At 74.9% G+C, this 24,816-nt stretch carries 25 protein-coding genes; 17 read left to right on the plus strand and 8 right to left on the minus strand.

Annotated features, from left to right (window positions below; all coding sequences use genetic code 11):
- The first annotated feature begins 22 nt into the window (after positions 1 to 22).
- The 9 genes from ftsZ (at position 23) to dnaE (ending at position 9,651) form a co-directional block, all read left to right on the plus strand.
- Entirely contained in the window at positions 23 to 1,267 is a 1,245-nt protein-coding gene (gene ftsZ / locus ACFVXN_RS04140; RefSeq protein ID WP_389227659.1) for a cell division protein FtsZ, read from the plus strand.
- 4 nt (positions 1,268 to 1,271) lie between these two features.
- Positions 1,272 to 2,024, plus strand: coding sequence for a peptidoglycan editing factor PgeF (gene pgeF, locus ACFVXN_RS04145; RefSeq protein ID WP_389227662.1), 753 nt, complete (start codon positions 1,272 to 1,274; stop codon positions 2,022 to 2,024).
- 124 nt (positions 2,025 to 2,148) lie between these two features.
- Entirely contained in the window at positions 2,149 to 2,637 is a 489-nt protein-coding gene (locus ACFVXN_RS04150) for a cell division protein SepF (RefSeq protein ID WP_389227665.1), read from the plus strand.
- Between the two features lie 27 nt (positions 2,638 to 2,664).
- Positions 2,665 to 2,955 (plus strand): YggT family protein, encoded by a 291-nt coding sequence (locus ACFVXN_RS04155; RefSeq protein WP_389227668.1) that lies wholly within the window; start codon positions 2,665 to 2,667, stop codon positions 2,953 to 2,955.
- A 157-nt stretch (positions 2,956 to 3,112) separates the two neighbouring features.
- A complete protein-coding gene (locus ACFVXN_RS04160; RefSeq protein WP_389227671.1) occupies positions 3,113 to 3,784 on the plus strand; it encodes a DivIVA domain-containing protein in 672 nt (223 codons plus the stop codon).
- A gap of 112 nt (positions 3,785 to 3,896) precedes the next feature.
- Positions 3,897 to 4,373 (plus strand): TraR/DksA family transcriptional regulator, encoded by a 477-nt coding sequence (locus ACFVXN_RS04165; protein ID WP_389227674.1) that lies wholly within the window; start codon positions 3,897 to 3,899, stop codon positions 4,371 to 4,373.
- Between the two features lie 86 nt (positions 4,374 to 4,459).
- Complete coding sequence (locus ACFVXN_RS04170; protein WP_389227677.1) at positions 4,460 to 5,074, plus strand: signal peptidase II; 615 nt, start codon at positions 4,460 to 4,462, stop codon at positions 5,072 to 5,074.
- Positions 5,067 to 6,002 (plus strand): RluA family pseudouridine synthase, encoded by a 936-nt coding sequence (locus tag ACFVXN_RS04175; RefSeq protein ID WP_389227680.1) that lies wholly within the window; start codon positions 5,067 to 5,069, stop codon positions 6,000 to 6,002. The genes ACFVXN_RS04170 and ACFVXN_RS04175 overlap by 8 nt, the downstream gene beginning before the upstream one ends.
- 76 nt (positions 6,003 to 6,078) lie before the next feature.
- Complete coding sequence (dnaE, locus tag ACFVXN_RS04180; protein ID WP_389227683.1) at positions 6,079 to 9,651, plus strand: DNA polymerase III subunit alpha; 3,573 nt, start codon at positions 6,079 to 6,081, stop codon at positions 9,649 to 9,651.
- 261 nt (positions 9,652 to 9,912) lie between these two features.
- On the opposite strand, the gene ACFVXN_RS04185 is transcribed toward dnaE, so the two are convergent.
- A complete protein-coding gene (locus ACFVXN_RS04185) occupies positions 9,913 to 10,131 on the minus strand; it encodes an RNA-binding S4 domain-containing protein (protein ID WP_389227686.1) in 219 nt (72 codons plus the stop codon).
- 78 nt (positions 10,132 to 10,209) lie between these two features.
- On the opposite strand from ACFVXN_RS04185, the gene hisD reads away from it, so the two are divergent.
- Positions 10,210 to 11,532 carry a histidinol dehydrogenase gene (gene hisD, locus ACFVXN_RS04190; protein WP_389227689.1) on the plus strand — a complete coding sequence of 441 codons (1,323 nt, stop codon included), beginning with the start codon at positions 10,210 to 10,212 and terminating at the stop codon, positions 11,530 to 11,532.
- Positions 11,533 to 11,615: 83 nt separating this feature from the next.
- On the opposite strand, the gene ACFVXN_RS04195 is transcribed toward hisD, so the two are convergent.
- Positions 11,616 to 13,784, minus strand: coding sequence for a RecQ family ATP-dependent DNA helicase (locus ACFVXN_RS04195; protein WP_389227692.1), 2,169 nt, complete (start codon positions 13,782 to 13,784; stop codon positions 11,616 to 11,618).
- Positions 13,785 to 13,962: 178 nt separating this feature from the next.
- Here ACFVXN_RS04195 and ACFVXN_RS04200 point away from each other — a divergent pair, with 178 nt between their 5' ends.
- From ACFVXN_RS04200 to ACFVXN_RS04225, 6 genes are read left to right on the plus strand one after another with little or no spacing between them, the layout of a single operon-like run.
- Entirely contained in the window at positions 13,963 to 15,051 is a 1,089-nt protein-coding gene (locus tag ACFVXN_RS04200; RefSeq protein ID WP_389227882.1) for a histidinol-phosphate transaminase, read from the plus strand.
- Positions 15,048 to 15,662, plus strand: coding sequence for an imidazoleglycerol-phosphate dehydratase HisB (hisB, locus tag ACFVXN_RS04205; RefSeq protein ID WP_389227695.1), 615 nt, complete (start codon positions 15,048 to 15,050; stop codon positions 15,660 to 15,662). The genes ACFVXN_RS04200 and hisB overlap by 4 nt, the downstream gene beginning before the upstream one ends.
- Positions 15,659 to 16,273, plus strand: coding sequence for a hypothetical protein (locus ACFVXN_RS04210; protein ID WP_389227698.1), 615 nt, complete (start codon positions 15,659 to 15,661; stop codon positions 16,271 to 16,273). The genes hisB and ACFVXN_RS04210 overlap by 4 nt, the downstream gene beginning before the upstream one ends.
- Positions 16,274 to 16,282: 9 nt before the next feature.
- On the plus strand, positions 16,283 to 16,930 hold the full coding sequence (gene hisH, locus ACFVXN_RS04215; protein WP_389227701.1) for an imidazole glycerol phosphate synthase subunit HisH: 648 nt from the start codon (positions 16,283 to 16,285) through the stop codon (positions 16,928 to 16,930).
- 57 nt (positions 16,931 to 16,987) lie between these two features.
- On the plus strand, positions 16,988 to 17,728 hold the full coding sequence (gene priA, locus ACFVXN_RS04220) for a bifunctional 1-(5-phosphoribosyl)-5-((5-phosphoribosylamino)methylideneamino)imidazole-4-carboxamide isomerase/phosphoribosylanthranilate isomerase PriA (protein ID WP_389227704.1): 741 nt from the start codon (positions 16,988 to 16,990) through the stop codon (positions 17,726 to 17,728).
- Positions 17,725 to 18,546: an SseB family protein gene (locus ACFVXN_RS04225; RefSeq protein ID WP_389227707.1), complete on the plus strand. Its 822-nt coding sequence runs from the start codon at positions 17,725 to 17,727 to the stop codon at positions 18,544 to 18,546. The genes priA and ACFVXN_RS04225 overlap by 4 nt, the downstream gene beginning before the upstream one ends.
- 22 nt (positions 18,547 to 18,568) lie before the next feature.
- Here the strand turns inward: ACFVXN_RS04225 and ACFVXN_RS04230 are convergent, their stop codons facing one another.
- The 3 genes from ACFVXN_RS04230 to ACFVXN_RS04240 all read right to left on the minus strand — a co-directional run bounded on the left by ACFVXN_RS04230 (position 18,569) and on the right by ACFVXN_RS04240 (position 20,613).
- Entirely contained in the window at positions 18,569 to 19,090 is a 522-nt protein-coding gene (locus ACFVXN_RS04230) for a hypothetical protein (RefSeq protein ID WP_389227710.1), read from the minus strand.
- Between the two features lie 117 nt (positions 19,091 to 19,207).
- Positions 19,208 to 19,939: a S1C family serine protease gene (locus tag ACFVXN_RS04235; RefSeq protein WP_389227713.1), complete on the minus strand. Its 732-nt coding sequence runs from the start codon at positions 19,937 to 19,939 to the stop codon at positions 19,208 to 19,210.
- Positions 19,936 to 20,613 (minus strand): hypothetical protein, encoded by a 678-nt coding sequence (locus ACFVXN_RS04240; protein WP_389227716.1) that lies wholly within the window; start codon positions 20,611 to 20,613, stop codon positions 19,936 to 19,938. The genes ACFVXN_RS04235 and ACFVXN_RS04240 overlap by 4 nt, the downstream gene beginning before the upstream one ends.
- A gap of 112 nt (positions 20,614 to 20,725) precedes the next feature.
- Here ACFVXN_RS04240 and ACFVXN_RS04245 point away from each other — a divergent pair, with 112 nt between their 5' ends.
- Positions 20,726 to 22,096: an MFS transporter gene (locus ACFVXN_RS04245; RefSeq protein WP_389227719.1), complete on the plus strand. Its 1,371-nt coding sequence runs from the start codon at positions 20,726 to 20,728 to the stop codon at positions 22,094 to 22,096.
- A gap of 100 nt (positions 22,097 to 22,196) precedes the next feature.
- Here ACFVXN_RS04245 and ACFVXN_RS04250 read toward each other — a convergent pair whose 3' ends face one another.
- From ACFVXN_RS04250 to ACFVXN_RS04260, 3 genes are all read right to left on the minus strand, one after another.
- Positions 22,197 to 22,553, minus strand: coding sequence for a DUF1844 domain-containing protein (locus ACFVXN_RS04250; RefSeq protein WP_389227722.1), 357 nt, complete (start codon positions 22,551 to 22,553; stop codon positions 22,197 to 22,199).
- 112 nt (positions 22,554 to 22,665) lie between these two features.
- Positions 22,666 to 24,171, minus strand: a complete 1,506-nt coding sequence (locus ACFVXN_RS04255) for a catalase (protein WP_389227725.1) — start codon at positions 24,169 to 24,171, stop codon at positions 22,666 to 22,668.
- 110 nt (positions 24,172 to 24,281) lie between these two features.
- A complete protein-coding gene (locus ACFVXN_RS04260; protein ID WP_389227728.1) occupies positions 24,282 to 24,770 on the minus strand; it encodes a Fur family transcriptional regulator in 489 nt (162 codons plus the stop codon).
- Positions 24,771 to 24,816 lie beyond the last annotated feature (46 nt).

Genomic DNA, 24,816 nt, shown 5'->3' on the forward strand with positions numbered 1-24,816 from the left:
ATCGCAACGAGAGGCACCCACCGTGGCAGCTCCGCAGAACTACCTGGCGGTCATCAAGGTCGTCGGCATCGGCGGCGGAGGCGTCAACGCCGTGAACCGCATGATCGAGGTCGGCCTCAAGGGTGTCGAGTTCATCGCCATCAACACCGACGCCCAGGCCCTGCTCATGTCCGACGCGGACGTGAAGCTCGACGTGGGCCGCGAGCTCACCCGCGGGCTCGGCGCCGGCGCCGACCCCGAGGTCGGCAAGAAGGCCGCCGAGGACCACGCCGAGGAGATCGAGGACGTCCTGCGCGGCGCGGACATGGTGTTCGTGACCGCGGGCGAGGGCGGCGGCACCGGCACCGGCGGCGCGCCCGTCGTCGCGCGCATCGCGAGGTCGCTCGGCGCCCTGACCATCGGCGTCGTCACCCGCCCGTTCACGTTCGAGGGCCGGCGCCGCACCGTGCAGGCCGACTCGGGCATCGAGGCGCTGCGCAGCGAGGTCGACACCCTCATCGTCATCCCGAACGACCGCCTGCTGTCGATCTCCGACCGCTCGGTCTCGGTGCTCGACGCGTTCCGGTCCGCCGACCAGGTGCTGCTGTCCGGTGTCCAGGGCATCACGGACCTCATCACCACCCCGGGCCTGATCAACCTCGACTTCGCCGACGTGAAGTCCGTCATGCAGGGCGCGGGCTCCGCGCTCATGGGCATCGGCTCGGCCCGCGGCGAGGACCGCGCGGTCCAGGCGGCCGAGCTGGCGATCTCCTCGCCGCTGCTCGAGGCCAGCATCGACGGCGCCCACGGCGTGCTGCTGTCCATCCAGGGTGGGTCCGACCTCGGCCTGTTCGAGATCAACGAGGCCGCGCGCCTGGTCCAGGAGGCCGCGCACGCCGAGGCGAACATCATCTTCGGCGCGGTCATCGACGACGCCCTCGGCGACGAGGTGCGCGTGACGGTCATCGCCGCGGGCTTCGACGGCGGCGCGCCCGCCCAGCGCCGCGACGCCCGGGGCATCGGCCAGGTCAGCGCCGGGGGAGCGGGCCGCGCGCCCGCCGCGATCCCGCCGTCCGCCGCCGTGCCGACCACGACCGCCGCGCACGCCGCGGTGCCGCCGCGCCCGGTCAACCCGGACGAGCAGCACCAGCAGCAGCCCGCCGGGGTGCCTGCGTTCCTCAGCACCGAGCAGCCGACCACGAGCCAGCTCGAGGTCCCGCGGATCTTCGAGGAGGAGGTCGCGCGCCGCAAGGACGACGACCTCGACGTGCCCGACTTCCTCAAGTGACGCCGTGACCCCGTCGGTCCTGGAGGTGGACCTCGGCCCGGGCGTCCGGGCCGGGTTCACCACCCGCGCCGGCGGGGTCAGCGGCCCGCCCTGGGACACGCTCGACCTCGGCCTGCACGTCGGCGACGACCCCGGGCACGTGCGGACGAACCGCGCGCGCGTCGCGGCGTGGGCCGGCGGGCCGGTGGCCTGGGCGACCCAGGTGCACGGCACGCGCGTGCACGTGCTCGACGGGCCCGTCGAGGCCCGGCAGGACACCGTCGGGGACGCCGACGCGCTCCTGACCGCGCTGCCCGGCACGGGCGTCGGCGTCCTGGTCGCGGACTGCGTGCCGGTGCTGCTCGCCGACCCGGTCGCGCGGGTGGTCGCCGCGGCGCACGCGGGCCGCCGCGGGCTGGTCGGCGGCGTCGTCCAGGCGACGCTCGCCGCGATGGTCGCCCGCGGGGCGGACCCCGCGCGGGTGCGCGCCGCGGTGGGCCCCGCCATCAGCGGACCGCGCTACGAGGTGCCCGCGGCGATGCGGGACGAGGTCGAGGCGGCCGTACCCGGCACGGCGTGCACCACCGAGCACGGCACGCCCGGCCTCGACCTGCCCGCGGGTGTCGCCGGGCTGCTGCGGGCCGCGGGCGTCCGCGACGTGCACCTGACGGGGTGGTGCACGGACGCCGACCAGCGGTTCTTCTCCCACCGCCGAGCCCAGCGCGCCGGGACGACCACGGGGCGGTCCGCCGGGGTCGTGGCTCTCATGAATGTCTGATATGTCGTCCGTGGACACCGGAAATGCGGTCGACACGCCGCGTGTCGCGACGCGCGGCTGCCGCCGCGCATTGCTAGCGTGACCGCGCAGGGCATGTGAGTAATTCGGGGATGGAGTGATCGCGATGGCCGGAGCGCTGCGCAAGACCATGTTGTACCTCGGGCTTGCCGACGACCGGGGCGAGCACGACCAGTACGTCGACGAGTACGACGAGCCGGAGGCGACGGTGGCACAGGACTACGAGGCCGAGGTCACGCCGCTGCACCGCACGGCGGCGCCCGTGGAGCGGGAGCGCCCCGTGGCGCCGGCACCGCGGCACGACGGCGAGGTGCGCCGGATCACCACGATCCACCCGCGCTCGTACAACGATGCGCGCAAGATCGGTGAGGCGTTCCGCGAGAACACCCCCGTCATCATGAACCTCTCGGACATGGACGACTCGGACGCCAAGCGCCTCGTCGACTTCGCCGCGGGCCTGATCTTCGGCCTGCACGGCGCCATCGAGCGGGTCACCAACAAGGTGTTCCTGCTGTCGCCGTCCTCGGTGGAGATCACCGGCGACGGCCGCCCGACCGGCGAGGGATCCCGTGCGGGCTTCTTCAACCAGTCCTGACCGCGGATCTCGGGGAGACTGGGGCCCGTGACCTTCGTCCTCGGACTGCTGCAGCTCGCCGTCGTCGTCTTCGTCCTCATCCTGCTCGTGCGCCTGGTCCTGGACCTGGTGCAGAACTTCGCGCGGGACTGGCGCCCCACCGGCGCCGCGCTCGTGGTGGCGGAGATCGCCTACTCGGTGACCGACCCGCCGCTGCGCGCCCTGCGCCGCGTGATCCCGCCGCTGACCCTCGGTCCGGTGCGCCTCGACCTGGCGTTCCTCGTGCTGATGCTCGGCTGCTCCTTCCTGATCTCCCTGCTCGGCTGGCTCGCCGCATGACGCGCGCCGGCGGGCACCGGAGCGACCCGCACCCCGTGTCGGCCACCGGCCGCACCGGGCGGGTCGCGTGCACAACCCGCAATGTCCGCTACGGTGGCCCGAGGTGGTCGGCGGACAGCCACCGGCTCGACCCAGTACGACCGAAGAGGTGACGACGATGGCACTGCTCACAGCAGACGACGTCCTGAACAAGAAGTTCCAGGCGACCAAGTTCCGCGAGGGGTACGACCAGGACGAGGTCGACGACTTCCTCGACGAGGTCGTGAACACCCTCCGGGAGACCCAGAGCGAGAACGAGGACCTCAAGGCGAAGCTCGCCGCGGCCGAGCGCCGCATCGCGGAGCTGAGCCGCCAGGGCGCCCAGGCCGCGCCGGCCCCGAAGCCGGAGCCCGTGGTCGAGAAGCCGGCGCCCGCGCCGGTGCCCGCCGCGGCCCCTGCGCCCGCCCCGGTCGCGACCGCCCCCGTGGCGCCGCAGCGCCAGAGCGAGCCCGAGTCGGCGACCGGCATGCTCGCCCTGGCCCAGAAGCTGCACGACGACTACGTGCGCAGCGGCCAGGAGGAGGGCGACCGCATCGTGAACGAGGCGAAGGGCCAGGCCCAGCGCATCGTCCGCGAGGCCGAGGAGACCTCCGCCCGCACGCTCAGCGAGCTCGAGCAGGAGCGCTCGATCCTCGAGCGCAAGATCGACGAGCTGCGCGTCTTCGAGCGGGACTACCGCACGCGGCTCAAGAGCTACCTCGAGAACCTGCTCGGGGACCTCGACAACCGGGCGAGCGCGCTGCCGCAGCGTGGCACCCCCGGCGCGGCGCCCACCGGCGACCGCATCTGACGCACCGGCACCACCGGCGCGCCGCCAGTCGTCACCCACAGCACACCACGCCCGCACGGTCGGGCGTGGTGTGTTGTGCGTCCGGGGCGGGGCGCATAGTCTCTGCGGACTCATGAGGAAAGAGGACCCCGTGGCCATCAACGACTCGCTCAGCGCGCCGACCCCCCGCACGCTCCCCGACCTGACGGACGCGGCCACCCGGTTCCCGGTCCGGCCCGGCGAGGACCCCTGGACCGACCAGGAGGTGCAGGAGATCGCGGCCGAGCTCGTCGCCGAGATCGACCGGCTCACCTCCGAGCTCGCCGCCGCCGACGAGGGGCTGTCCGAGCTGCTGCGCAACTCCGGCGACGGTGCCGGCGACGACCAGGCCGACTCCGGCTCGAGCGCCCTCGAGCGCGAGCACGAGCTGACGCTGGTGAACAACACCCGCGACATGCTCGAGCAGTCCAACCGCGCCCTGGCGCGGATGGACGCCGGCACCTTCGGTCGCTGCGACTCCTGCGGCGAGGCGATCGGCAAGGCCCGCGTGCAGGCCTTCCCGCGCGCGACGCTCTGCGTGGCCTGCAAGCAGCGCGAGGAGCGCCGCTGACGCACGCACCCGCCCACGACGACGACCCCCGGCGGCAGGACCGCCGGGGGTCGTCGCGCGTCCGGGGCTGCGTAGACTCCTCCGCGATGTCCGACACCCCCGGGCCCGCGCCCGTCCCCGCCCGCCGCCGACTCGTCGCCGGCCTCGTCGCGCTCGCCGTCGTCACCTACGTGCTCGACCAGGCGACCAAGGTCTGGGCGCTGGCCGCCCTGGACGAGGGGGTGCGGCACCCGGTGCTGGGCGACCTGCTCGGCCTGCAGCTGCTGTTCAACCCCGGCGCCGCCCTCGGGCTCGCCACCGGGACGACCTGGCTGCTCACGCTCGTCGCGATCACCGTCGTGGTCGTCATCATCCGGGTGTCGCGCCGGCTCGGCTCGCGCGGCTGGGCGGTCACGCTCGGCCTGCTGCTCGGCGGGGCGCTCGGCAACCTCACCGACCGGCTGGTCCGCGAGCCCGGGGTGTTCCGCGGGCACGTCGTCGACTTCATCGCCTACGGCGACCTGTTCGTGGGGAACGTCGCGGACATCGCGATCGTGGCCGCTGCGGGCCTGCTGATGCTGCTGTCGCTGCGCGGGCTGCGGCTGGACGGGACGCGCGAGGGCCGGGCCGCCGCGGGCACCGGGGACGAGGGCGGACCCGGCGCCGCGCCCACGACCGACGGGGTCGACGCGCCCGCCGAGGGGGTCCGCCACGATGGCTGACGTCCGCACGCTCCCGGTCCCGGACGCGCTCGCCGGCGAGCGTGTCGACGCCGCGCTGTCCCGGATGCTCGGGCTGTCCCGTACCCGCGCCGCCGAGCTCGCCGAGGGCGGGTTCGTGCGCGTCGACGGCGTGCCGGTCGGCAAGTCCGCGCGCCTGCTGCCGGAGTCGTGGCTCGAGGTCGAGATGCCCGCGCCCGAGCCGGTGCGCGCGATCAGCTCCGAGGACGACGTGCCCGCCCTGCGCGTCGCGTACGAGGACGACGACGTCGTGGTCGTCGACAAGCCGGTCGGGGTCGCGGCGCACCCGTCGCCCGGCTGGACCGGGCCCACCGTGGTCGGCGTGCTGGCCTCGCGCGGCTACCGGATCTCCACGTCGGGCGCCGCCGAGCGCCAGGGCGTCGTGCACCGGCTGGACGTCGGCACGTCGGGCCTCATGGTCGTCGCGAAGAGCGAGCACGCCTACACCGAGCTCAAGCGCGCCTTCAAGGAGCGCACGGTCGACAAGATCTACCACGCGCTCGCCCAGGGGCACCCGGACCCGACGACCGGCACGGTCGACGCGCCCATTGGCCGGCACCCGGGCTCGGACTGGAAGTTCGCGGTCGTCGCCGACGGCAAGCCGTCCGTGACGCACTACGAGGTGCTGGAGATGCTGCCCGCGGCGTCGCTCGTCGAGGTGCACCTCGAGACCGGCCGCACCCACCAGATCCGGGTGCACATGGCCGCGCTCCGGCACCCCCTGGTCGGCGACCTCACGTACGGCGCGGACCCCGCGCTCGCGCAGCGCGTCGGGCTGTCGCGGCAGTGGCTGCACGCGATGCGCCTCGGGTTCGCGCACCCTGCGGACGGGCGTCGCCTGGAGGTCACGAGCGAGTACCCGGCGGACCTGGCGCGGTCGCTGGAGAGCCTGCGCGACGGGTACCGCTGACCCGTCGCGTGTGATGTCGGTCGGCCCGGGGCGGGGCTGACCGGGAGCGTCGGACGGGCGACCTAGGATGGCTCGCATGGCTTCAGCAGACCCCGGTTTCGTCCACCTGCACGTCCACTCCGAGTACTCGATGCTGGACGGCGCGGCGCGGGTGGGGGAGATGCTGGCGGAGGCCCAGCGGCTGGGCCAGGACGCGATGGCCATCACCGACCACGGGTACCTGTTCGGGGCGTTCGACTTCTACTCCCAGGCCCGCAAGCTCGGCATCAAGCCGATCATCGGCGTCGAGGCCTACGTCACGCCCGGCACCAGCCGGTTCGACCAGACGCGCGTCCGCTGGGGCGAGGCGCACCAGGCGTCCGACGACGTCTCCGCGCGCGGCGCCTACACGCACATGACGCTGCTGTCCCGGACCACCGAGGGCATGCACAACCTGTTCCGGATGGGGTCGCTGGCGTCCCTGGACGGGCAGATGGGCAAGTGGCCCCGGATGGACCGCGAGCTGCTGCAGACCTACAGCGAGGGCCTGATCGCCACGTCCGGCTGCCCGTCGTCCGAGGTGCAGACGCGGCTCCGGCTCGGCCACTGGGACGAGGCGGTGCGCGCGGCGGGCGAGCTGCAGGACATCTTCGGCAAGGAGAACTTCTTCGTCGAGGTGATGGACCACGGCCTCGAGATCGAGCGCCGGACCATCAAGGACCTCATCCGGGTCGCCGAGACCATCGGCGCCCCGCTGGTCGCCACCAACGACCTGCACTACACGACCAAGGACGACGCGCACGCGCACGAGGTGCTGCTCGCGGTGCAGTCCGGGTCGACGCTCGACGAGCCGACGTACGACCAGGGCGGGTCGCGGTTCGCGTTCGGCGGCGACGGGTACTACGTGAAGTCCGCGGCCGAGATGCGCCGCACCTGGGCCGAGCTGCCCGAGGCGTGCGACAACACGCTGCTCATCGCCGAGCGGTGCGAGGTCGAGTTCCCGACCGGCGCGAACTACATGCCCCGGTTCCCCGTGCCCGCGGGCGAGGACGAGAACTCGTGGTTCGTCAAGGAGGTCGAGCGCGGCCTCATGCGGCGGTACGACGGGGTCATCCCCGACGACGTGCGCGCGCAGGCCGAGTACGAGACCGGCGTCATCGTGCAGCTCGGGTTCTCCGGCTACTTCCTCGTCGTCGCGGACTTCATCAACTGGGCCCGCGAGCAGGGCATCCGCGTGGGACCGGGCCGTGGCTCCGCCGCCGGCTCGATGGCCTCCTACGCCATGGGCATCACCGAGCTCGACCCGCTGCGGCACGGCCTGATCTTCGAGCGGTTCCTCAACCCCGAGCGCGTGTCCTGGCCCGACGTCGACGTCGACTTCGACGAGCGCCGGCGCGGCGAGGTCATCCGGTACGTGACGGAGAAGTACGGCGACGACCGCGTCGCCCAGATCGTCACCTACGGCACCATCAAGGCCAAGCAGGCGCTCAAGGACTCGTCGCGCGTGCTCGGCTTCCCGTTCGCGATGGGGGAGAAGCTCACCAAGGCGATGCCGCCCGCCGTGATGGGCAAGGACATCCCGCTGTCCGGGATGTACGACCCCGAGCACCCGCGGTACGCGGAGGCCGAGGAGTTCCGGCAGGTCGTCGCCGCGGACCCGGAGGCGCAGCGCGTCCTGGAGACCGCGCGCGGCCTGGAGAACCTCAAGCGCCAGTGGGGCGTGCACGCCGCCGGCGTCATCATGTCCAGCGAGCCGCTGATCGACATCATCCCGATCATGAAGCGGCCGCAGGACGGCGCCGTCATCACGCAGTTCGACTACCCGACGTCCGAGGGCCTCGGCCTGATCAAGATGGACTTCCTCGGGCTGCGCAACCTCACGATCCTCGACGACGCCCTGCGCAACATCGTCATGAACGGCAAGCCGCAGATCGAGCTCGAGGACATCGAGCTCGACGACCGGCCCACGTACGAGCTGCTCGGCCGGGGCGACACGCTCGGCGTGTTCCAGCTCGACGGCGGCCCGATGCGCGCCCTGCTGCGCCAGATGCGCCCCGACAACTTCGAGGACATCTCCGCCGTCATCGCCCTGTACCGGCCCGGGCCGATGGGCATGAACTCGCACACGAACTACGCGCTGCGCAAGAACGGCCTGCAGCCCAACACCCCGATCCACCCGGAGCTCGAGGAGCCCCTGGCGGAGGTCCTCGACGGCACCTACGGCCTCATCGTGTACCAGGAGCAGGTGCAGAAGGCCGCCCAGGTGCTCGCCGGCTACTCGCTCGGCCAGGCCGACCTGCTGCGTCGCGCGATGGGCAAGAAGAAGAAGGAGATCCTCGACAAGGAGTTCGTCCCGTTCGAGGCGGGGATGAAGGAGCGGGGCTACGGCACCGCGGCCATCAAGGCCGTGTGGGACACCCTGGTCCCGTTCGCCGGGTACGCGTTCAACAAGGCGCACTCCGCCGGCTACGGCGTGGTGTCCTACTGGACCGCCTACCTCAAGGCGAACTACCCGACCGAGTACATGGCCGGGCTGCTCACCTCGGTGGGCGACGACAAGGACAAGTCGGCGCTCTACCTCGGCGAGTGCCGCCGCATGGGCATCACGGTGCTCCCGCCGGACGTGAACTCGTCCTCGGCCCTGTTTACCGCCGTCGGCGCCGACATCCGGTTCGGCCTCACCGCCGTGCGCAACGTCGGCGCGAACGTCGTCGACGCGATCGTCCGCACCCGCGAGGAGAAGGGCGACTTCACGTCGTTCACCGACTTCCTCGACAAGGTCCCCGCGGTGGTCTGCAACAAGCGGACCATCGAGTCGCTCATCAAGGCCGGTGCGTTCGACTCGCTGGGCCACGCGCGGCGCGCCCTGCTGCTCGTGCACGAGCAGGCCGTCGAGTCCGTGATCGGAGTCAAGCGCAAGGAGGCGGAGGGCCAGTTCGACCTGTTCGCCGACCTCGGCGGCGACGACGGCCCCGGGTTCTCCGTGCAGGTCCCCGACGTCCCGGACTGGGACAAGAAGCAGCGGCTCCAGTTCGAGCGCGAGATGCTCGGCCTGTACGTCTCGGACCACCCGCTGTCCGGCCTGGAGCACGTGCTGTCCGCGGCGGCCGACGTCTCGATCGCCACGCTCAACGCCGACGAGGCGCGCCCCGACGGGTCGACCGTGGTGGTCGCGGGCCTGGTCACGTCGCTGCAGCGCAAGATGTCCAAGCAGGGCAACCCGTGGGCCGCCGTCACGCTGGAGGACATGGAGGGCTCGGTCGAGATCATGTTCTTCGGCGAGACCTACCTCGCGTATTCGACGGTGCTCGCCGAGGACGCCGTGATCGTGGTCCGCGGGCGGGTCCGCCGCCGGGACGACCAGATGCAGCTCCAGGCGATGGAGGTGTCGCTGCCCGACCTGTCCGCCGTCGCGGACGCCCCCGTGGTGGTGACGCTCGCCGAGTCCCGGTGCATCCCGCCGGTCGTCGAGCGGCTGCGCGAGGTCATCACCACGCACCCGGGCATCACCGAGCTGCACCTGCGCGTCACCCGCCCTGGCGGCCGCACCACCGTGCTGCGCGCGGGGGAGGCGCTGCGCGTCGAGCGCTCCCCGTCCCTCTACGGCGACCTCAAGGCCCTCCTGGGCCCGGGCTGCCTGGTCTCGGCGACGACCCCGGTCGGCGTCTGACCCGTCGCGACGAGCGCCGCCCCCGCCGCGCGGCCGCCTCGCGCACGAGTGGTCTCGACACGCTGGCCCGCGCGGCGCGGCGCCGGGCATGTCGTGACCACTCGTCAGCGCCCGACGCCGCGTGCGTCGTGCGGCGTGCGTCGCGTGGCGCCCGGGTGCCTCGGGCGCCGAGATGGCAGTGCTCGCCTGTGGCGCGGGGGTCCGGCGCAGGCGAGCAGTGCCATCTCGGCGTGCGCCCCGGTGGGGGCGACGGGTGGCGGGTCAGCCGACCTGGGCCTCGTTGGAGCCGCGGGGGTCGTCGACCGCGACCACGTCGCCCTTGTGCAGCTGCCGGCCCCGGCGGGCCTCGGGCTCGCCGTTGACCGTGACCTCGCCCTCCTCGAGCAGGGTGCGCGCGTCCGCGCCCGAGTCGGCCAGCCCCGCGAGCTTGAGGAACTGGCCGAGGCGGATGGAGTCGTCGGAGATCGGCACGATGGTCACGGGCCCATCCTGCCAGCGCCCCGCGCGGCCGGTGGACGCCGGGCGGTCGAGGGCGGCGGACCGCCCTAGACTCGGGGGGTGATCTCCCGCATCGACCTGCGCGGTCGCAGCCTGTCCCGCCGTGAGCTCCTCGAGGTGCTGCCCCGGCCCGAGCTGGACGTCGAGTCCGCGACGGCGGCCGTCGAGCCGATCCTCGCCGATGTCCGCGCCCGCGGTGCCGCCGCGCTGCGCGACCTCGCCGAGCGGTTCGACGGCGTGCGCCCCGAGCACCTGCGCGTGCCCGCCGACGCCGTCGCCGCGTCCGTGGGCGTCCTCGACCCCGAGGTCCGTGCCGCGCTGGACGAGACGATCCGCCGCGTGAGGCTCGTGCACGCCGCGCAGCGCCCCGCCGACCACACCGTGCAGGTCGGTCCCGGCGCGCAGGTCCGGCAGCGCTGGATCCCGGTCCGGCGCGTCGGGCTGTACGTGCCGGGCGGGCTCGCGGTCTACCCGTCGTCGGTCATCATGAACGTCGTCGCCGCTCAGGAGGCCGGTGTCGGCTCCCTGGTCGTGACCTCGCCGCCGCAGCAGAGCAACGGCGGCCTGCCCGACCCGGTGGTGCTCGCCACGTGCGCGCTGCTCGGGGTCGACGAGGTGTACGCGGTCGGCGGCGCCCAGGCGGTCGGGATGCTCGCCTACGGCGCGCAGGGCAGCGACGACGTCGACGGCGAGACGCTGTGCGAGCCGGTCGACGTCATCACCGGCCCCGGGAACGTGTTCGTCGCCGCCGCGAAGCGCCTGGTGCGCGGGGTGGTGGGCATCGACTCGGAGGCCGGCCCGACGGAGATCGCGGTGCTCGCGGACGCGACCGCCGACGCCGACCACGTCGCGGCCGACCTGGTGTCCCAGGCCGAGCACGACCCGCTGGCCGCGTCGGTGCTGGTCACCACGTCGATCGAGCTCGCCGGCGCCGTCGAGTCGAAGCTGGTGCACCGGGTGCAGACCACCCGGCACGCGGAGCGCGTCGCCCAGGCGCTCAACGGCCCGCAGTCGGCGATCGTGCTGGTCGACGACCTGGACGCGGGGCTGGACGTGGTCAACGCCTACGGCGCGGAGCACCTGGAGATCCAGACCGCCGACGCCGCCGCCGTCGCGGAGCGCGTCACCAGCGCCGGCGCGATCTTCGTGGGTGCGTACTCGCCGGTGTCGCTCGGCGACTACATGGCCGGGTCCAACCACGTGCTGCCGACCGGCGGGTGCGCGCACTTCGCGTCCGGGCTCGGGGTGCACTCGTTCGTCCGGGCCGTGCAGGTCATCGAGTACGACGCGGACGCGCTGCGGGAGATCGCCGGGCGGATCGTCGCGCTGGCGGACGCCGAGGGGCTGCCGGCGCACGGCGAGGCGGTCCGCGCCCGGTTCTGACCGCTCGCCGGGTGCGGGGAGGCACCCGGCGCCCGCCTCCGACCGCGGGTGCTCACCGCGAGGCGTGCGCCCCGTCCGGCGGGTCAGCCCACGCCGAGCACGAACGGCAGCACCGCCGAGGCACCCGCCTGCCGGAGCAGGCGCGCCGCGACGGTGAGCGTCCACCCGGAGTCCGTGCGGTCGTCGACGAGCAGCACCGCGCGCCCGGGGAGTCCCGCGGCCGTCGCGGGGTCGAGGTCGAGCTCCAGCCGACGGGCGACGGCCGCCAGCCGGTGCGCGGAGTTGACGTCGTGCCGGGTCGGCGGGCTGTCGGGGCGCGGCGCGACGGCGCCGACCAGCGGGATGCCGAGGTGCCGGGCGACGCCCCGCGCCAGGTGCTCCACGAGGGCGGGACGCGTGCTGGACCGGACGAGCACCACGCCCTCGGGCCGGTGCTCGGGCCGCCACGCGTCCAGCGTCGCGAGCACCGGGTCCCGCAGCGCGGTCGGCAGGCCCGCCGCGGGGTCGGCCTCGCCGCCGAACAGGTCGCGCAGCAGCCCGCCCCAGCCGACCGAGTCGAGGCGCGCGACCGCACGACCGGGCTCGGCGTTCTCGTCCGCGGCGATCCGGCCCTTGAGCTCCACGCCCAGCGTGGCCATCCCGGACGGCCACTGCCGCCGCGGGTCGACGGCCACGCCGGCCGACGTGAGCAGCGCCTGCGCGCCGGCGACGTGCGCCGCGTCGGGCGCGGTGCCGACCGAAGTGCCGGTGCAACGGTCGCACCGACCGCACCGCCAGTCCGCGCCCGCCGGTCCGGTCAGCTCCGGGTCGTCGAGCGCGCGCCGCAGGTGCGCCATCCGGCAGCCCTCGGTCGCCACGTAGTCGACCATCGACTGCTGCTCGGCGCGGCGGGTCGCGGTGACCCGGTCGTAGCGCTCGGCGTCGTACGACCAGTCGGCGCCCGTCGACTCCCAGCCGCCGCGCACCCGACGGACCGCGCCGTCCACGTCGAGCACCTTGAGCATCTGCTCCAGGCGCGACCGGCGCAGCGACACGTGCGTCTCGAGCGCGGCCGTGGACAGGGTGCCGCCCGCGCCGAGCGCCCGCAGCGCCGCCCGGACGTCGTCCTCCGGCGGGAACGCCGTCGACGCGAACCACTCCCAGATCGCCCGGTCCTCGCGCCCGGGCAGCAGCACCGCGGTCGCGCGGCCGCCGACGGCCTCCGCGGCGCGGCCCGCGCGGCCGACCTGCTGGTAGTACGCGATGGGGGAGGACGGCGCGCCGACGTGCACGACGAACCCGAGGTCCGGCTTGTCGAAGCCCATGCCCAGCGCGGACGTCGCGACCAGCGCCTTGACCCGGTTGGCGAGCAGGTCGTTCTCGGCGACCTCGCGCTCGGCCGGGTCGGTCTGGCCGGTGTACGTCCGCACGTCGAGCCCGGCGCCGCGCAGGTGCTCGGTGACCTGCTGGGCCGCGGCGATCGTCAGGCAGTAGATGATCCCGGACCCCTCCAGGGCGGGGAGGTTCTGCGCGAGCCAGGCCAGCTGCCCGGCGGTGTCGGGCAGCCGGACCACGGACAGGTCGAGGCTCGACCGGTCCAGCGGGCCGCGGAGCACGAGCACGTCGTCGTGGACGGCGGAGGCCAGCTGCTCGGCGACGTCGGCGGTGACGCGGGCGTTCGCGGTGGCCGTCGTCGCGAGCACCGGGATGCCGTCCGGCAGCTCGGCCAGCAGGGTCCGGATCCGGCGGTAGTCCGGCCGGAAGTCGTGCCCCCAGTCGGAGATGCAGTGCGCCTCGTCGATCACGACCAGCCCCGCGTCGGCCGCGAGCCGCGGCAGCACCTCGTCCCGGAACGCCGGGTGGGTCAGCCGCTCCGGCGACACCAGCAGCACGTCGACCTCGCCCGCCGCGATCTGCGCGTGCACCTCGTCCCACTCGGTGACGTTCGCGGAGTTGAGGGTCGCCGCACGCACCCCGGCGCGCTGGGCCGACTGCACCTGGTTGCGCATGAGCGCGAGCAGCGGGGACACCAGGACGGTCGGACCGGCCCCCCGGGCGCGCAGCAGGGCGGTCGCCACGAAGTACACGGCCGACTTGCCCCACCCGGTGCGCTGCACGACGAGCGCCCGGCGGTGGCCGGTGACGAGCGCGTCGATCGCGAGCCACTGGTCGTCGCGCAGGCGGGCGTCGTCCCGGCCGACGAGGCGGCGCAGGACGGCCTCCGCCTCGTCGCGCAGGGATCCGGTCACGGGGTGCTGCTGGGTCTCGGTCATCGCCCCCGACCCTAGCCACGACCCCCGACACCACCGCATCCCGCCGTGGCGCCCTGTGGACGACGACGTCGCGCCCGGGAGTCGCGGATACGATCGCCCGGTGACCGCACCCCCGACGCCACCCGACGCCCCGGCCGACGCGCCGTCCGCGCGCCCGGCGCCGTCCGCGCGCCCGGCGCTGCCGCTGCGCCCGGAGCTGGCCGGCGACGTCCCCTACGGCGCCCCGCAGCTCGACGTGCCGGTGCTGCTCAACGTCAACGAGAACCCGTACCCGCCGTCGCCGCAGGTGGTGGCGGACGTCGCCGCCGCCGTGGCCGAGGCCGCCGCCGGGCTGAACCGCTACCCGGACCGGGAGTTCCTGCCGCTGCGCGCCGACCTCGCGGACTACCTGGCCGTCGAGTCCGGCGTGCGGGTGGCCCCCGAGCAGGTGTGGGCGGCCAACGGGTCGAACGAGGTCATGCTGCACCTGCTGCAGGCGTTCGGCGGGCCGGGGCGCACCGCGCTGTCGTTCGCGCCGACGTACTCGATGTACCCGGAGTACGCGCGCGACACCCACACCCGGTGGGTGGCCGGCCGCCGGACCGAGCAGTTCGACGTCGACCCCGCCGAGGCGCGCGCGCTGATCGCCCGCGAGGCGCCGTCCGTCGTGCTCCTCACCAGCCCGAACAACCCGACCGGCACGGCGCTGGAGCTCGACACGGTGCGCGAGGTCCTCGCCGCGGCCGCCGAGGTGCCCGGCGGCTGCGTGGTGGTGGTCGACGAGGCCTACGGCGAGTTCCGCCGCGAGGGCGTCGAGTCCGCGCTCACCCTGCTCGCGGACCACCCGCACCTCGCTGTGAGCCGGACGATGTCGAAGGCGTTCGGCCTGGCCGGCGCGCGCGTCGGGTACCTGGCGGCGTCCCGCGAGCTCGTCGACGCGCTGCGCGTCGTGCGGCTGCCGTACCACCTGTCCGCGGTGACCCAGGCGGTCGCGCGCGCGGCGCTGCGGCACGCGCCGGAGCTGATGGCCCAGGTCGGCTCGCTGCGGGCCGAGCGGGACCAGCTGGTGCTCGACCTGCGGGACCGCGGCATCCGGGTCGCCGAGTCGGACGCGAACTTCGTGCTGTTCCAGGTCGGCGAGGACCGCCACGCCGTCTGGCAGCAGCTGCTGGACCGCGGGGTGCTGATCCGCGAGGTCGGTCCGGAAGGATGGCTCCGGGTGTCGGTCGGCACCCCGGAGGAGACAGCGGCGTTCACCGCCGCGCTGTGGGAGGTGCTGGGGACTTGAGCGGGACCACGGGCGGGCGCACCGCACGCGTCGAGCGCACGACGAGCGAGTCGAGCGTCGTCGTCGAGGTCGACCTCGACGGGACGGGGCGCACCGAGATCAGCACGTCGGTGCCGTTCTACGACCACATGCTCACGGCGCTCGGCAAGCACTCGCTCATCGACCTCACGGTCCGGGCGACGGGTGACACGCACATCGACGCGCACCACACCGTCGAGGACGTCGCGATCTGCCTGGGTGAGGCCCTCCGCCAGGCGCTGGGCGACAAGCGGGGCATCGCCCGGTTCGGCGACGCGACCGTGCCGCTGGACGAGGCGCTCGCGCAGGCCGTCGTCGACGTGTCCGGCCGTCCGTACCTGGTGCACTCCGGCGAGCCCGAGGGGCAGGAGTACCACCTGATCGGCGGGCACTTCACCGGCTCGCTGACCCGGCACGTGCTGGAGTCGATCGCGCACCACGCCGCGTTCGGGATGCACGTGCGCGTGCTGGCCGGCCGCGACCCGCACCACATCGTCGAGGCGCAGTTCAAGGCGCTGGCCCGTGCCCTGCGCGCCGCGGTCGCGCTCGACCCGCGCGTCGACGGGATCCCGAGCACGAAGGGCGCCCTGTGACCGACGACCGCCGGCCCGACGACGACCTGCCCGACGACCTCGGCTTCGAGATCCCGGACGACCTGTCCGGCCTGGACGCCGCGGCCCCGCCGCCGGATGAGGCGCGTGCGTCCGCCGGGACCGCGACCAGCGACGTCCCCGACGACCTGTCGGGTCTCGACGCCGCGGCCGCCCAGCCCGACGAGCCCGTCGTCGCGATCGTCGTGACCCAGGTCGCGGGCGCGAAGGCCCTCGCGGCGGCGTGCTCGCTGGCCGGTGTGGCCGTCGACGCGGTGCCGTCGCCCGTCGGGGCGCTCGCGGTCCTGCGGGACGCCGGCGACGCCGCGCGCTCCGCGTCCGCCGCGGAGGCGCTGTCGCGCATGCTCCGGACGTCCCCGGTCGTGCTGCTCGACCGCCGGTCGGGCCGGATCTCCGCGAGCCGGTGGTCGGCGGGCGAGCGCGAGGACGACCTCGCCCCCGGGCTGGTGCTGTCCGGCGCCCCCGAGGTGCTCGAGGAGATCCTGGTCGGCGGCACGCCGGTCGCCGACGTCCCCGGCGTGGTCACGAGCGTCGGGATGTCGCGCTGGGCCGCCATGCGGGCGCTGTCGGCGGGCCGGCGCAAGGGCGACTAGCCTGGACCGGTGCCCAGCCAGCCTCGTGTCGTCGTCCTCGACTACGGATTCGGCAACGTCCGCTCCGCCGTGCGCGCCCTCGAGCGGGTCGGTGCCGAGGTCGAGCTGACCGCCGACCCGCAGCACGCCGCCGACGCCGACGGGCTCGTGGTCCCGGGCGTAGGCGCGTTCGCCGCGGTGATGGCCGGGCTGCGTGAGGTCCGCGGCGACCAGATCGTCGACCGGCGGCTCGCCGGCGGTCGACCCGTGCTCGGCATCTGCGTCGGCATGCAGGTCATGTTCGGCCGCGGCGAGGAGCACGGCGTCCAGACCGACGGCCTCGGCGAGTGGCCCGGCCTGGTCGACCGGCTCGAGGCCGACGTCGTGCCGCACATGGGCTGGTCCACCGTCGACGCCCCCGACGGCACCCGGCTGTTCGCCGGCGTCGAGGAGGAGCGGTTCTACTTCGTGCACTCCTACGCGGCGCGCAGCTTCCCGCTGCTGGACACCGCCGACCCCGAGCGGCTGACCCCGCCGCAGGTCACGTGGTCCGACCACGGCGGCCGGTTCGTCGCCGCGGTCGAGAACGGTCCGCTGTCGGCCACGCAGTTCCACCCCGAGAAGTCCGGCGACGCCGGCGCGCAGCTGCTGGAGAACTGGGTCCGCTCGCTGAGCTGACGCCCGCCCCGGCACCACCACCCGCGGCCCGTGGCCGCACCCCGAACGAGGAGACCCATGTCCGACCGTCTGCAGCTCCTGCCCGCCGTCGACGTCGCCGACGGCCAGGCCGTCCGCCTCGTCCAGGGCGAGGCCGGCTCGGAGACCTCGTACGGCGACCCGCTGGCCGCCGCGCTCGACTGGCACGCCGGCGGCGCGGAGTGGATCCACCTGGTCGACCTGGACGCCGCGTTCGGCCGCGGGTCCAACGCCGACCTGCTCGCGGACGTCGCGCAGGTGCTGTCCGGCAAGGGCGTCAAGGTCGAGCTGTCCGGCGGCATCCGCGACGACGCGTCGCTCGAGCGCGCGCTCGGCACCGGCGCCACGCGGGTCAACCTCGGCACCGCGGCGCTGGAGGACCCGGAGTGGACCGCCGACGTCATCGCCCGGTACGGCGAGGCGATCGCGGTCGGCCTGGACGTGCGCGGGACCACGCTCGCCGCGCGCGGCTGGACCCGTGAGGGCGGCGACCTGTGGGAGGTGCTCGCCCGGCTCGACGCGGCCGGCTGCGCCCGGTACGTCGTCACCGACGTCACCAAGGACGGCACGCTGCGCGGCCCGAACGTCGAGCTGCTGCGCGAGGTCTGCGCCCGCACCGACGCGCCGGTGGTGGCGTCCGGCGGCATCTCCTCGCTGGAGGACCTGCGCGTGCTGCGCGAGCTGGTGCCGGTGGGTGTCGAGGGCACGATCGTCGGCAAGGCCCTGTACGCGGGTGCGTTCACGCTGCCCGAGGCCCTGGACGTCGCCGGGCGCCCGTGACGGGCCGCGAGCTGCCTCCGACGTCCGCGTTCGCGGGCGACGACGGCAGCGCGGACCCCGGGGTCGCCGCGACGCTGACGGCGCTGGGCGACGGCACCGGCACGCTCGCCGAGGTCGTCGCCGCGCTGGCGGGGACCCGGGTGCTGGTCCCGGTGCTGGCGGAGCTCGAGGTCGGCGAGACCGTCGACGTCGGCGGGCACGCGCACACGGTCGACAAGGAGGCGTCCGCGGGGATCGTCGCCCTGCAGGCGCCGGACGGCCGCACCGCGCTGCCGGTGTTCTCGTCCGTCGCGGCGATGGCCGCGTGGCGGGCCGACGCGCGCCCGGTGCCGACCGAGGTCGCGCGGGCGGCGCTGTCGGCGGTCGACGAGGGCTGGGAGCTGCTGGTGCTGGACGCCGGCGGGCCCGTCACCGCGCTGCTGCCGCGGCCGGCGGTGTGGGCGCTCGCGCAGCAGGGGACCTGGCGGCCGGCCGTCCCGGGCGCGGGGGAGGCCCGCAGCGTCGACCCCGAGGTGCGGGCCGCGGTCCGCGCCGCCGTCACCGGCGCGCTCGGGGGTGGCGTCGCCGAGCACGCCCCGGCGGCCCGTTCCTGGTTCCGTCGCCGGGCGACCACGACCACGACCGCGACCCCGCCCGGTCCGCTGGTCGACGCCGACGCGCTCCCGGGCGGCCGGGCCGAGGTCGCGGTCGTCCTGACGCTCGTGCCCGGGCTGGACCGCGACGCGGTCGACGCGGTGCTCCAGCGGGTCGGTGCGGCGCTGGCGGCCGACGAGACCGTCGCGCAGCGGGTCGACTCGGTCGAGGTCCGGCTGCGCTGACGCGTCGTCGTCCCCGCCGGGGTCAGCGGCGGCGGTGCCCCCAGGCGAGGGCGAGCGCCACGCCGACGGCCGTGCCGACCACGGCGCCGACGGCCTGCCCGCCGAGGATCACCCGGTTGAGGTCGAGCGCCGGCTTCCACGTCACCTCGGTGCCGCTGATCACGTAGACGCCGACCGGCTTCACCCGCACCGCGAACCCGCCGGTGTCGGCGTGCGCGCCGCCGCGACCCGCGGGACGGCCGGGGCCGAACGGCCACTGCGGGCCGCGGCGCGCGGGTCCGGGCAGGTGGGCCGCGGGCTCGTCCCCGGGCGTGGGCGACGCGTCGGCCGGGCCCGCGGGCTTGCGCACGCCGAGCCGGCCGTCGCCGTGGGCGCCCGCCAGCGCGTGCGAACCCAGCACCTTCGCCACCGGGACCACGACGGTGCCGCCGACCTCGTACGCCTCGCCGAACACGCGGCGCACCGACAGGGCGTCGCCCGCGGCCCGGGTCAGCGCGGACAGGTCGGGGCGGGCGGCGGTCGCGTCCGGGTTCTCGTCAGGCATGGTCGTCCTCCGCGGGTCGGTCGGCTGGCTGGTCCGTCCACCGTGGCACGGCGGCCACGCCCGCACCAGGCCCCGCCCGTGCCAGGCGCCCCGCCCGTGCCAGGCCCCGCGAGCAGGTCAGCCCGCGCAGGACGTGCTGGGCGTGAACGCGGTGTCGTCCGCGAGCAGCTGGCGCAGGGTGCTGACCGGCACCACGAAGCTCTGACCGGTGGAGTTCTTCGCGTACACGACCCCGATGACCCGGCCCTCGGTGTCGAGGACCGCGGAGCCGGAGCTGCCGGGCTCGACCTCGGCGTTCGTGACCAGCACCTCGCCGAGGTTCTCGTTCAGCGGGTCGGTCGTCGCCCCGATCACCTGCCCCGTGGTGACGCTGAGCGCGCCGCCCTGGGGGTAGCCCACGACCGTCACCTCGTCGCCCGGGTCCGGGTCCGCCTCGGCCAGGCCCGGCGCGGACGGCAGCGCGTCGGCGGTGCGCACCACGGCCAGGTCCGCGATCGCCGCGGTCGACGACGCGGTGACCGCGACGTCCCGGCCGTCGTAGGTGCTCAGCTGGAGGTCGGCCGAGTCCGCCACGACGTGCCGGTTCGTGATGAGGGTGGTCTCGTCGATCGCGAAGCCGGAGCCGGTGGACAGCGAGTTGCAGCCGACGTTGCGGATCCGCACGGCCATCCGCTGCGCCGAGTCGAAGCCGTCGGGGGACAGGTTGCCGGTGGACGACGGCGTGGCGACCGGGGCCGACGACGGGACCAGGTCGGTCGGGACGGGTCCGGGCATCGCCGGCAGCACGCCGCAGCCCGCGAGGAGCAGCACGGCCACCGCACCCGCGGCGCCGGCGCGACGTCGCGTCACCCGCGCGTCCCGGCGGCGAGCTGGCGCTGGAGCTCGGTGTTGGCCTCGGTCGCGGTGGCGCAGACCCCCTGGACGTCGCCCTTGAACCGCTCGAGGTCCGCGGGGTCGTACGCGGCGGCGTTGCCGAGGTACGTGATGAGCTGGTTCTGCGCGTCGATGCAGGTGGACAGCGCGGACGCGACGTTCGCGGCGGCCTGCGAGATCCGCGCCTGGTAGTCGACGAGCTGGCGCTGGACCTCGCGGTCGTCGCCGACCTGGGCCTTCTCGTCGGCCAGCTCGGTGATCCGGCCCTGGGCGGTGGTGAGCTGCTCGTTCACGGCGGCGAGCTCCGCGAGGGTGCCCTCGTGCTGGGACCGCAGCGTCGCCAGGTCGGAGCCGATCGCCCGGCCCTGGTCCTCGACGTCCTGCGCGTATTCCTCGTAGCGGACGGTCCGGACCCACAGGTAGGCGCTCAGCGCGGTGACGAGCACCAGCAGCACCGACAGCGCGATGACGGCCCAGGGGCGGCGCCGGTGCCGCGGGGGTGCGGGCGGCGGGGCGACGTGGGCGTGCTCGCCCGGGGTGGCCGGCGGCTCGGCGGGGTGGGTGGTCGTGGCGCCCGACGGAGCCCACGACGAGGACCCGCCCGGCCGCGGCGGGCCGATCGGGTCGTGCGGCCCGGTCGCAGACGTCACGGCACCACCATACGGTCGCCGGTCGCCACCGTGCGCAAGATCACGGCCGCGCGCCCACCCGCTCGGCGCAGCGCGGGCGTCGACGGGTGTCGCCGCACGGGAGAATCCAGGGGTGTCCCTCGCCCCCTACGCCCGGCTGCTGCGGCTGCCCGGCGTGCTGACCCTCGTCCTGGTCGCGTTCGTCGCGCGCATCCCGCACGCGATGACCGGTGTCGTGCTGACCCTGCACGTCGTGGGCCCGCTCGGCCTCGGGTACGCGAAGGCGGGCCTGGTCGCGGCGGCGATGACGGTCGGCGTCGCGATCGGCTCGCCGTGGCGCGGCCGGCGGGTCGACCGGCTGGGCCTGCGGCGGGCGCTGCTGCCCTCCGTGCTCGTCGAGTCCGCCGTCTGGCTGATCGCGCCCCGGCTCGGCTACGAGGCGCTGCTCGGCGCGGCGGTCGTCGCGGGTGTGTTCCTGGTGCCGGTGTTCTCCGTCGTGCGGCAGTCCCTCGCGGTGCTGGTGCCGCCGGAGCAGCAACGGACCGCGTACGCCCTGGACTCGGTGGGCACCGAGATGACGTTCATGCTCGCGCCGACGCTCGGCGTGCTCGTGGCGACGCAGGTCTCGACGACCGCGGCGCTGACGCTGGTCGGCGCGTCGACGGTCGCGGCGGGGCTGCTGCTCATGTGGTTCGACCCGCCGACGCGGTCCGCGGGCGGTGCCGCGGCTCCCGAGCCGGCGGGTCGGCGCCCGCGCCTGCTGACCCCGGGCCTGCTCGTGGTGCTCGCCGCCGCGTCCGCGGCCGCCCTGATCCTCAACGGCACGGACGTCGGCATCGTCGCCGCGCTGGAGGGCTGGGACCGCGAGTCCGCGGTCGGCTGGATGATCGCGCTGTGGTGCGTCGGGTCGGTCGTCGGCGGTCTGGTCTACGGCGCCCAGAAGCGGGAGCTGCACCCGCTCGCCCTCGTCGCGCTGCTGGGTGCGGCGACGCTGCCGGCCGCGCTCGCCCAGACCCAGCTGCAGCTCGCCGTCGCGGTCGTGGTGGCGGGCCTGCCGTGCGCGGCGGCGCTGTCGGCGATCAACGCGTCGCTGGTGCGGATGGTCCCGGAGCACCGGCGCGGGGAGATCATGGGCTGGAGCGGCACCGCCAACACCGTCGGTGCCGCGCTCGGGGCGCCGCTCGTCGGCGCGGTGATCGACGGGACCGGCCCCTGGGGCGGGTTCGCCGCCGCGGGCGGGGCGGGGCTGGTCCTCGCGGTCGCCGGGCTGGTCGTGCTCGCGCTGGTCCGGCGGCGGAGCGCGGCCCGGCGGGCGTCGGCGGGCGGCACCCCGGCGGACGGGACCGCGGCGGACGTGGCCCCCGAGGCGCTGCACCTGACGGTCCCGCGCGACCCGTCGACCGCGCCGGGCGGGATCGTGCCGAGCCCGGCTCCGGCGGGCGCCGACGACGTCCCGGCCCGCCCGCTGCCGGACGACGCCTCCCGCACGGTCCACCCGGGCTGACGTGGGGCGCGGGCGCCCGGGCCGACGTGGGGCGCGGGCGCCCCGGCCGACGTGCGGCGCGGGCGCCCGGGCGGACGCCGGGAGCGCTCCGGCGCGGGGGTCAGGACACGTAGCCGGTGAACTTCTCGCCCGGGCCCTCGCCCGGCGCGTCGGGGAACGGGCTCGCCTCGCGGAACGCGAGCTGCAGCGACCGCAGCCCGTCGCGCAGGGACCGGGCGTGCTGGTTGCCGATGTCCGGGGCGGAGGCCGTCACCAGCGCGGCGAGCGCGGTGATGAGCTTGCGGGCCTCGTCGAGGTCCAGGTAGTCGGCGCCGGTCGTGTCGTCGGTGTCGGGAGAGAGCCCGCACTTGACGGCGGCGGCGCTCATCAGGTGCACGGCGGCGGTGGTGATGACCTCGACCGCCGCCACGTCGGCGATGTCGCGGGTGGCGGTGGAGGTGTCAGGGGTCTCGCTCATGCGGCCGATCCTCTCACCGGGCGCGCACGACGCGCGTCCCCGAGCGCGCCGGCGCCCGCCGGCCCGACGGCGAGGTCGGGTCGGCGGGCGCGTCGTGCCGGGTGCGGCGGGGTCAGGCGACCGGGGTGCTCGCGGTCGCGGGCTCGCCGTTCTCCTCGGGCAGGTCGGTGCCGGCGATCGCCGCGGCCAGGGCGGCGCCGAGGCCGGCGTCGACGTTCGTCCAGTACTGGATCGCCCGGGCGCGGATCACGTCGTTCTTCACGGCGCCCACGTGCCCGGTGATGGTCTCGAGGAACCGGGCGCGCGCGGCGTCGTCGAACACCTCGCGGTAGAGGGTGCCGGCCTGGCCCCAGTCGTCGTCCTGCGGGTGCAGGGTCGCGGCCGAGCGCACGAGCTCGCCGTCCGACTCCCAGCCCGGGGACTCGGCGGCGCGCGCCGGGTCGGCCGCGGGTCCGCCGAGGGAGTTCGGCGCGTACACGGGCACCTCGGGGGCGTTGAACGCGTACCGCGCGGCGCCGTCCTTGGAGTACGTGCTCACCTCGGAGCGCGGCGCGTTCACCGGCAGCTGCTGGTGGTTGGTCCCGACGCGGTACCGGTGCGCGTCGGCGTAGGAGAAGATCCGCGCGAGCAGCATCTTGTCCGGGCTGGTCGCGATGCCGGGGACGAAGTTGCTGGGCGCGAACGTCGCCTGCTCGATCTGCGCGAAGTAGTTCTCGGGGTTGCGGTTCAGCTCCATCACGCCGACCTCGATCAGCGGGTAGTCCGCGTGCGGCCAGACCTTCGTCAGGTCGAACGGGTTGAACCGGTAGGTCTTCGCGTCCTCGTACGGCATCACCTGGACCGACAGGGTCCAGCGGGGGAAGTCGCCCGCGGCGATGTGGTCGAACAGGTCGCGGATGTGGTGGTCGGCGTCGGACCCGGCGAGCTGGGCGGCCTCGTCGGCCGTCAGGTTGTCGATGCCCTGCTGCGTCGTGAAGTGGTACTTGACCCAGAACCGCTCGCCGTCGGCGTTGATCCACTGGTAGGTGTGCGAGCCGAAGCCGTCCATCGTCCGCCAGGACCGGGGCAGGCCGCGGTCGCCCATCAGCCAGGTGACCTGGTGCGCGGACTCCGGCGACAGGCTCCAGAAGTCCCACTGCATGTCGTTGTCGCGCAGGTTCGAGCCGGGCAGGCGCTTCTGCGACCGGATGAAGTCGGGGAACTTGATCCCGTCCCGCAGGAAGAACACCGGGGTGTTGTTGCCCACGAGGTCGTAGTTGCCCTCGGAGGTGTAGAACTTCAGCGCGAAGCCGCGCGGGTCGCGCCACGTGTCGGGGGAGCCGTGCTCGCCGGCGACGGAGGAGAACCGCGCGAGCATCTCGGTGGCGACGCCCGGCTGGAACAGCGCGGCGCGGGTGTAGCGGCTGACGTCGCCCGTGGTGGTGAACGTGCCGAACGCGCCGCCGCCCTTGGCGTGCACGACGCGCTCGGGGACGCGCTCGCGGTTGAACTGCGCGAGCTTCTCGACCAGGTAGTGGTCGTGCAGGACGATCGGGCCGTCGGCGCCGACGGACTGCGAGTGGGCGTCGGACGCGACGGGCGCGCCGGAGTTGGTGGTGGTGGGTCGGACCTGGGTCACAGGGGAGTCCTTCCTGGTCGGTGGCGTGCCGGTCGAGGGCGCGCCGGGGACCGGACGGGCGGGGTCGCCCGACCGGGGAGGGTCGGTGGGTCGGTGGTGCGGGACGCGGTCTAGGAGCGGGCGCGGCAGGCGGGGCACAGGCCCCAGAACGTGACCTCGGCCGTCTCGACGGTGAAGCCCGACGTCGAGCTGGGCGTCAGGCACGGCGCGGCGCCCGTGGCGCAGTCGACGTCGTCGACGGCGCCGCAGCCGCGGCACACGACGTGGTGGTGGTTGTCGCCGACGCGGCGCTCGTACCGCGCCGGGTGCCCGGCGGGCTCGATGCGGCGCAGGATGCCGGCGTCGGTCAGGGCGTGCAGCACGTCGTACACGGCCTGCACCGAGACGGTGGGCAGGACGGTGCGCGCGAGCCGGAGCACCGCGTCGGCATCGGCGTGCGGCAGCTGCTCGACGGCCTCGAGGACCGCGAGCCGGGGTGCGGTGACCCGCAGGCCCCGGCCGCGGAGGGTCTCCGCGGGGTCCTGGTGCGCGGTGTGCGCGTGGTCCGGGGGCGCGTCGTGCGCCGGGTGCGGACCAGAGAGGTGCTGGTCGACGGGCATGTCATCAGCCTGGCATGCTTTCTGGAACTGTTCAAGCATGGATCTG

Source organism: Cellulomonas sp. NPDC058312 (assembly GCF_042880135.1).
Classification (GTDB): Bacteria; Actinomycetota; Actinomycetes; order Actinomycetales; family Cellulomonadaceae; genus Cellulomonas.

Bases quoted from the DNA above. Each gene is read 5' to 3' on its own strand.
- ACFVXN_RS04250 (WP_389227722.1), bottom strand. From the start codon at position 22,553: ATGAGCGAGACCCCTGACACCTCCACCGCCACCCGCGACATCGCCGAC.
- ACFVXN_RS04165 (WP_389227674.1), top strand. From the start codon at position 3,897: ATGAGGAAAGAGGACCCCGTGGCCATCAACGACTCGCTCAGCGCGCCG.
- ACFVXN_RS04195 (WP_389227692.1), bottom strand. From the start codon at position 13,784: ATGACCGAGACCCAGCAGCACCCCGTGACCGGATCCCTGCGCGACGAG.
- ACFVXN_RS04170 (WP_389227677.1), top strand. From the start codon at position 4,460: ATGTCCGACACCCCCGGGCCCGCGCCCGTCCCCGCCCGCCGCCGACTC.
- ACFVXN_RS04160 (WP_389227671.1), top strand. From the start codon at position 3,113: ATGGCACTGCTCACAGCAGACGACGTCCTGAACAAGAAGTTCCAGGCG.
- ACFVXN_RS04150 (WP_389227665.1), top strand. From the start codon at position 2,149: ATGGCCGGAGCGCTGCGCAAGACCATGTTGTACCTCGGGCTTGCCGAC.
- dnaE (WP_389227683.1), top strand. From the start codon at position 6,079: ATGGCTTCAGCAGACCCCGGTTTCGTCCACCTGCACGTCCACTCCGAG.
- priA (WP_389227704.1), top strand. From the start codon at position 16,988: ATGTCCGACCGTCTGCAGCTCCTGCCCGCCGTCGACGTCGCCGACGGC.
- ACFVXN_RS04230 (WP_389227710.1), bottom strand. From the start codon at position 19,090: ATGCCTGACGAGAACCCGGACGCGACCGCCGCCCGCCCCGACCTGTCC.
- ACFVXN_RS04260 (WP_389227728.1), bottom strand. From the start codon at position 24,770: ATGCCCGTCGACCAGCACCTCTCTGGTCCGCACCCGGCGCACGACGCG.
- ACFVXN_RS04175 (WP_389227680.1), top strand. From the start codon at position 5,067: ATGGCTGACGTCCGCACGCTCCCGGTCCCGGACGCGCTCGCCGGCGAG.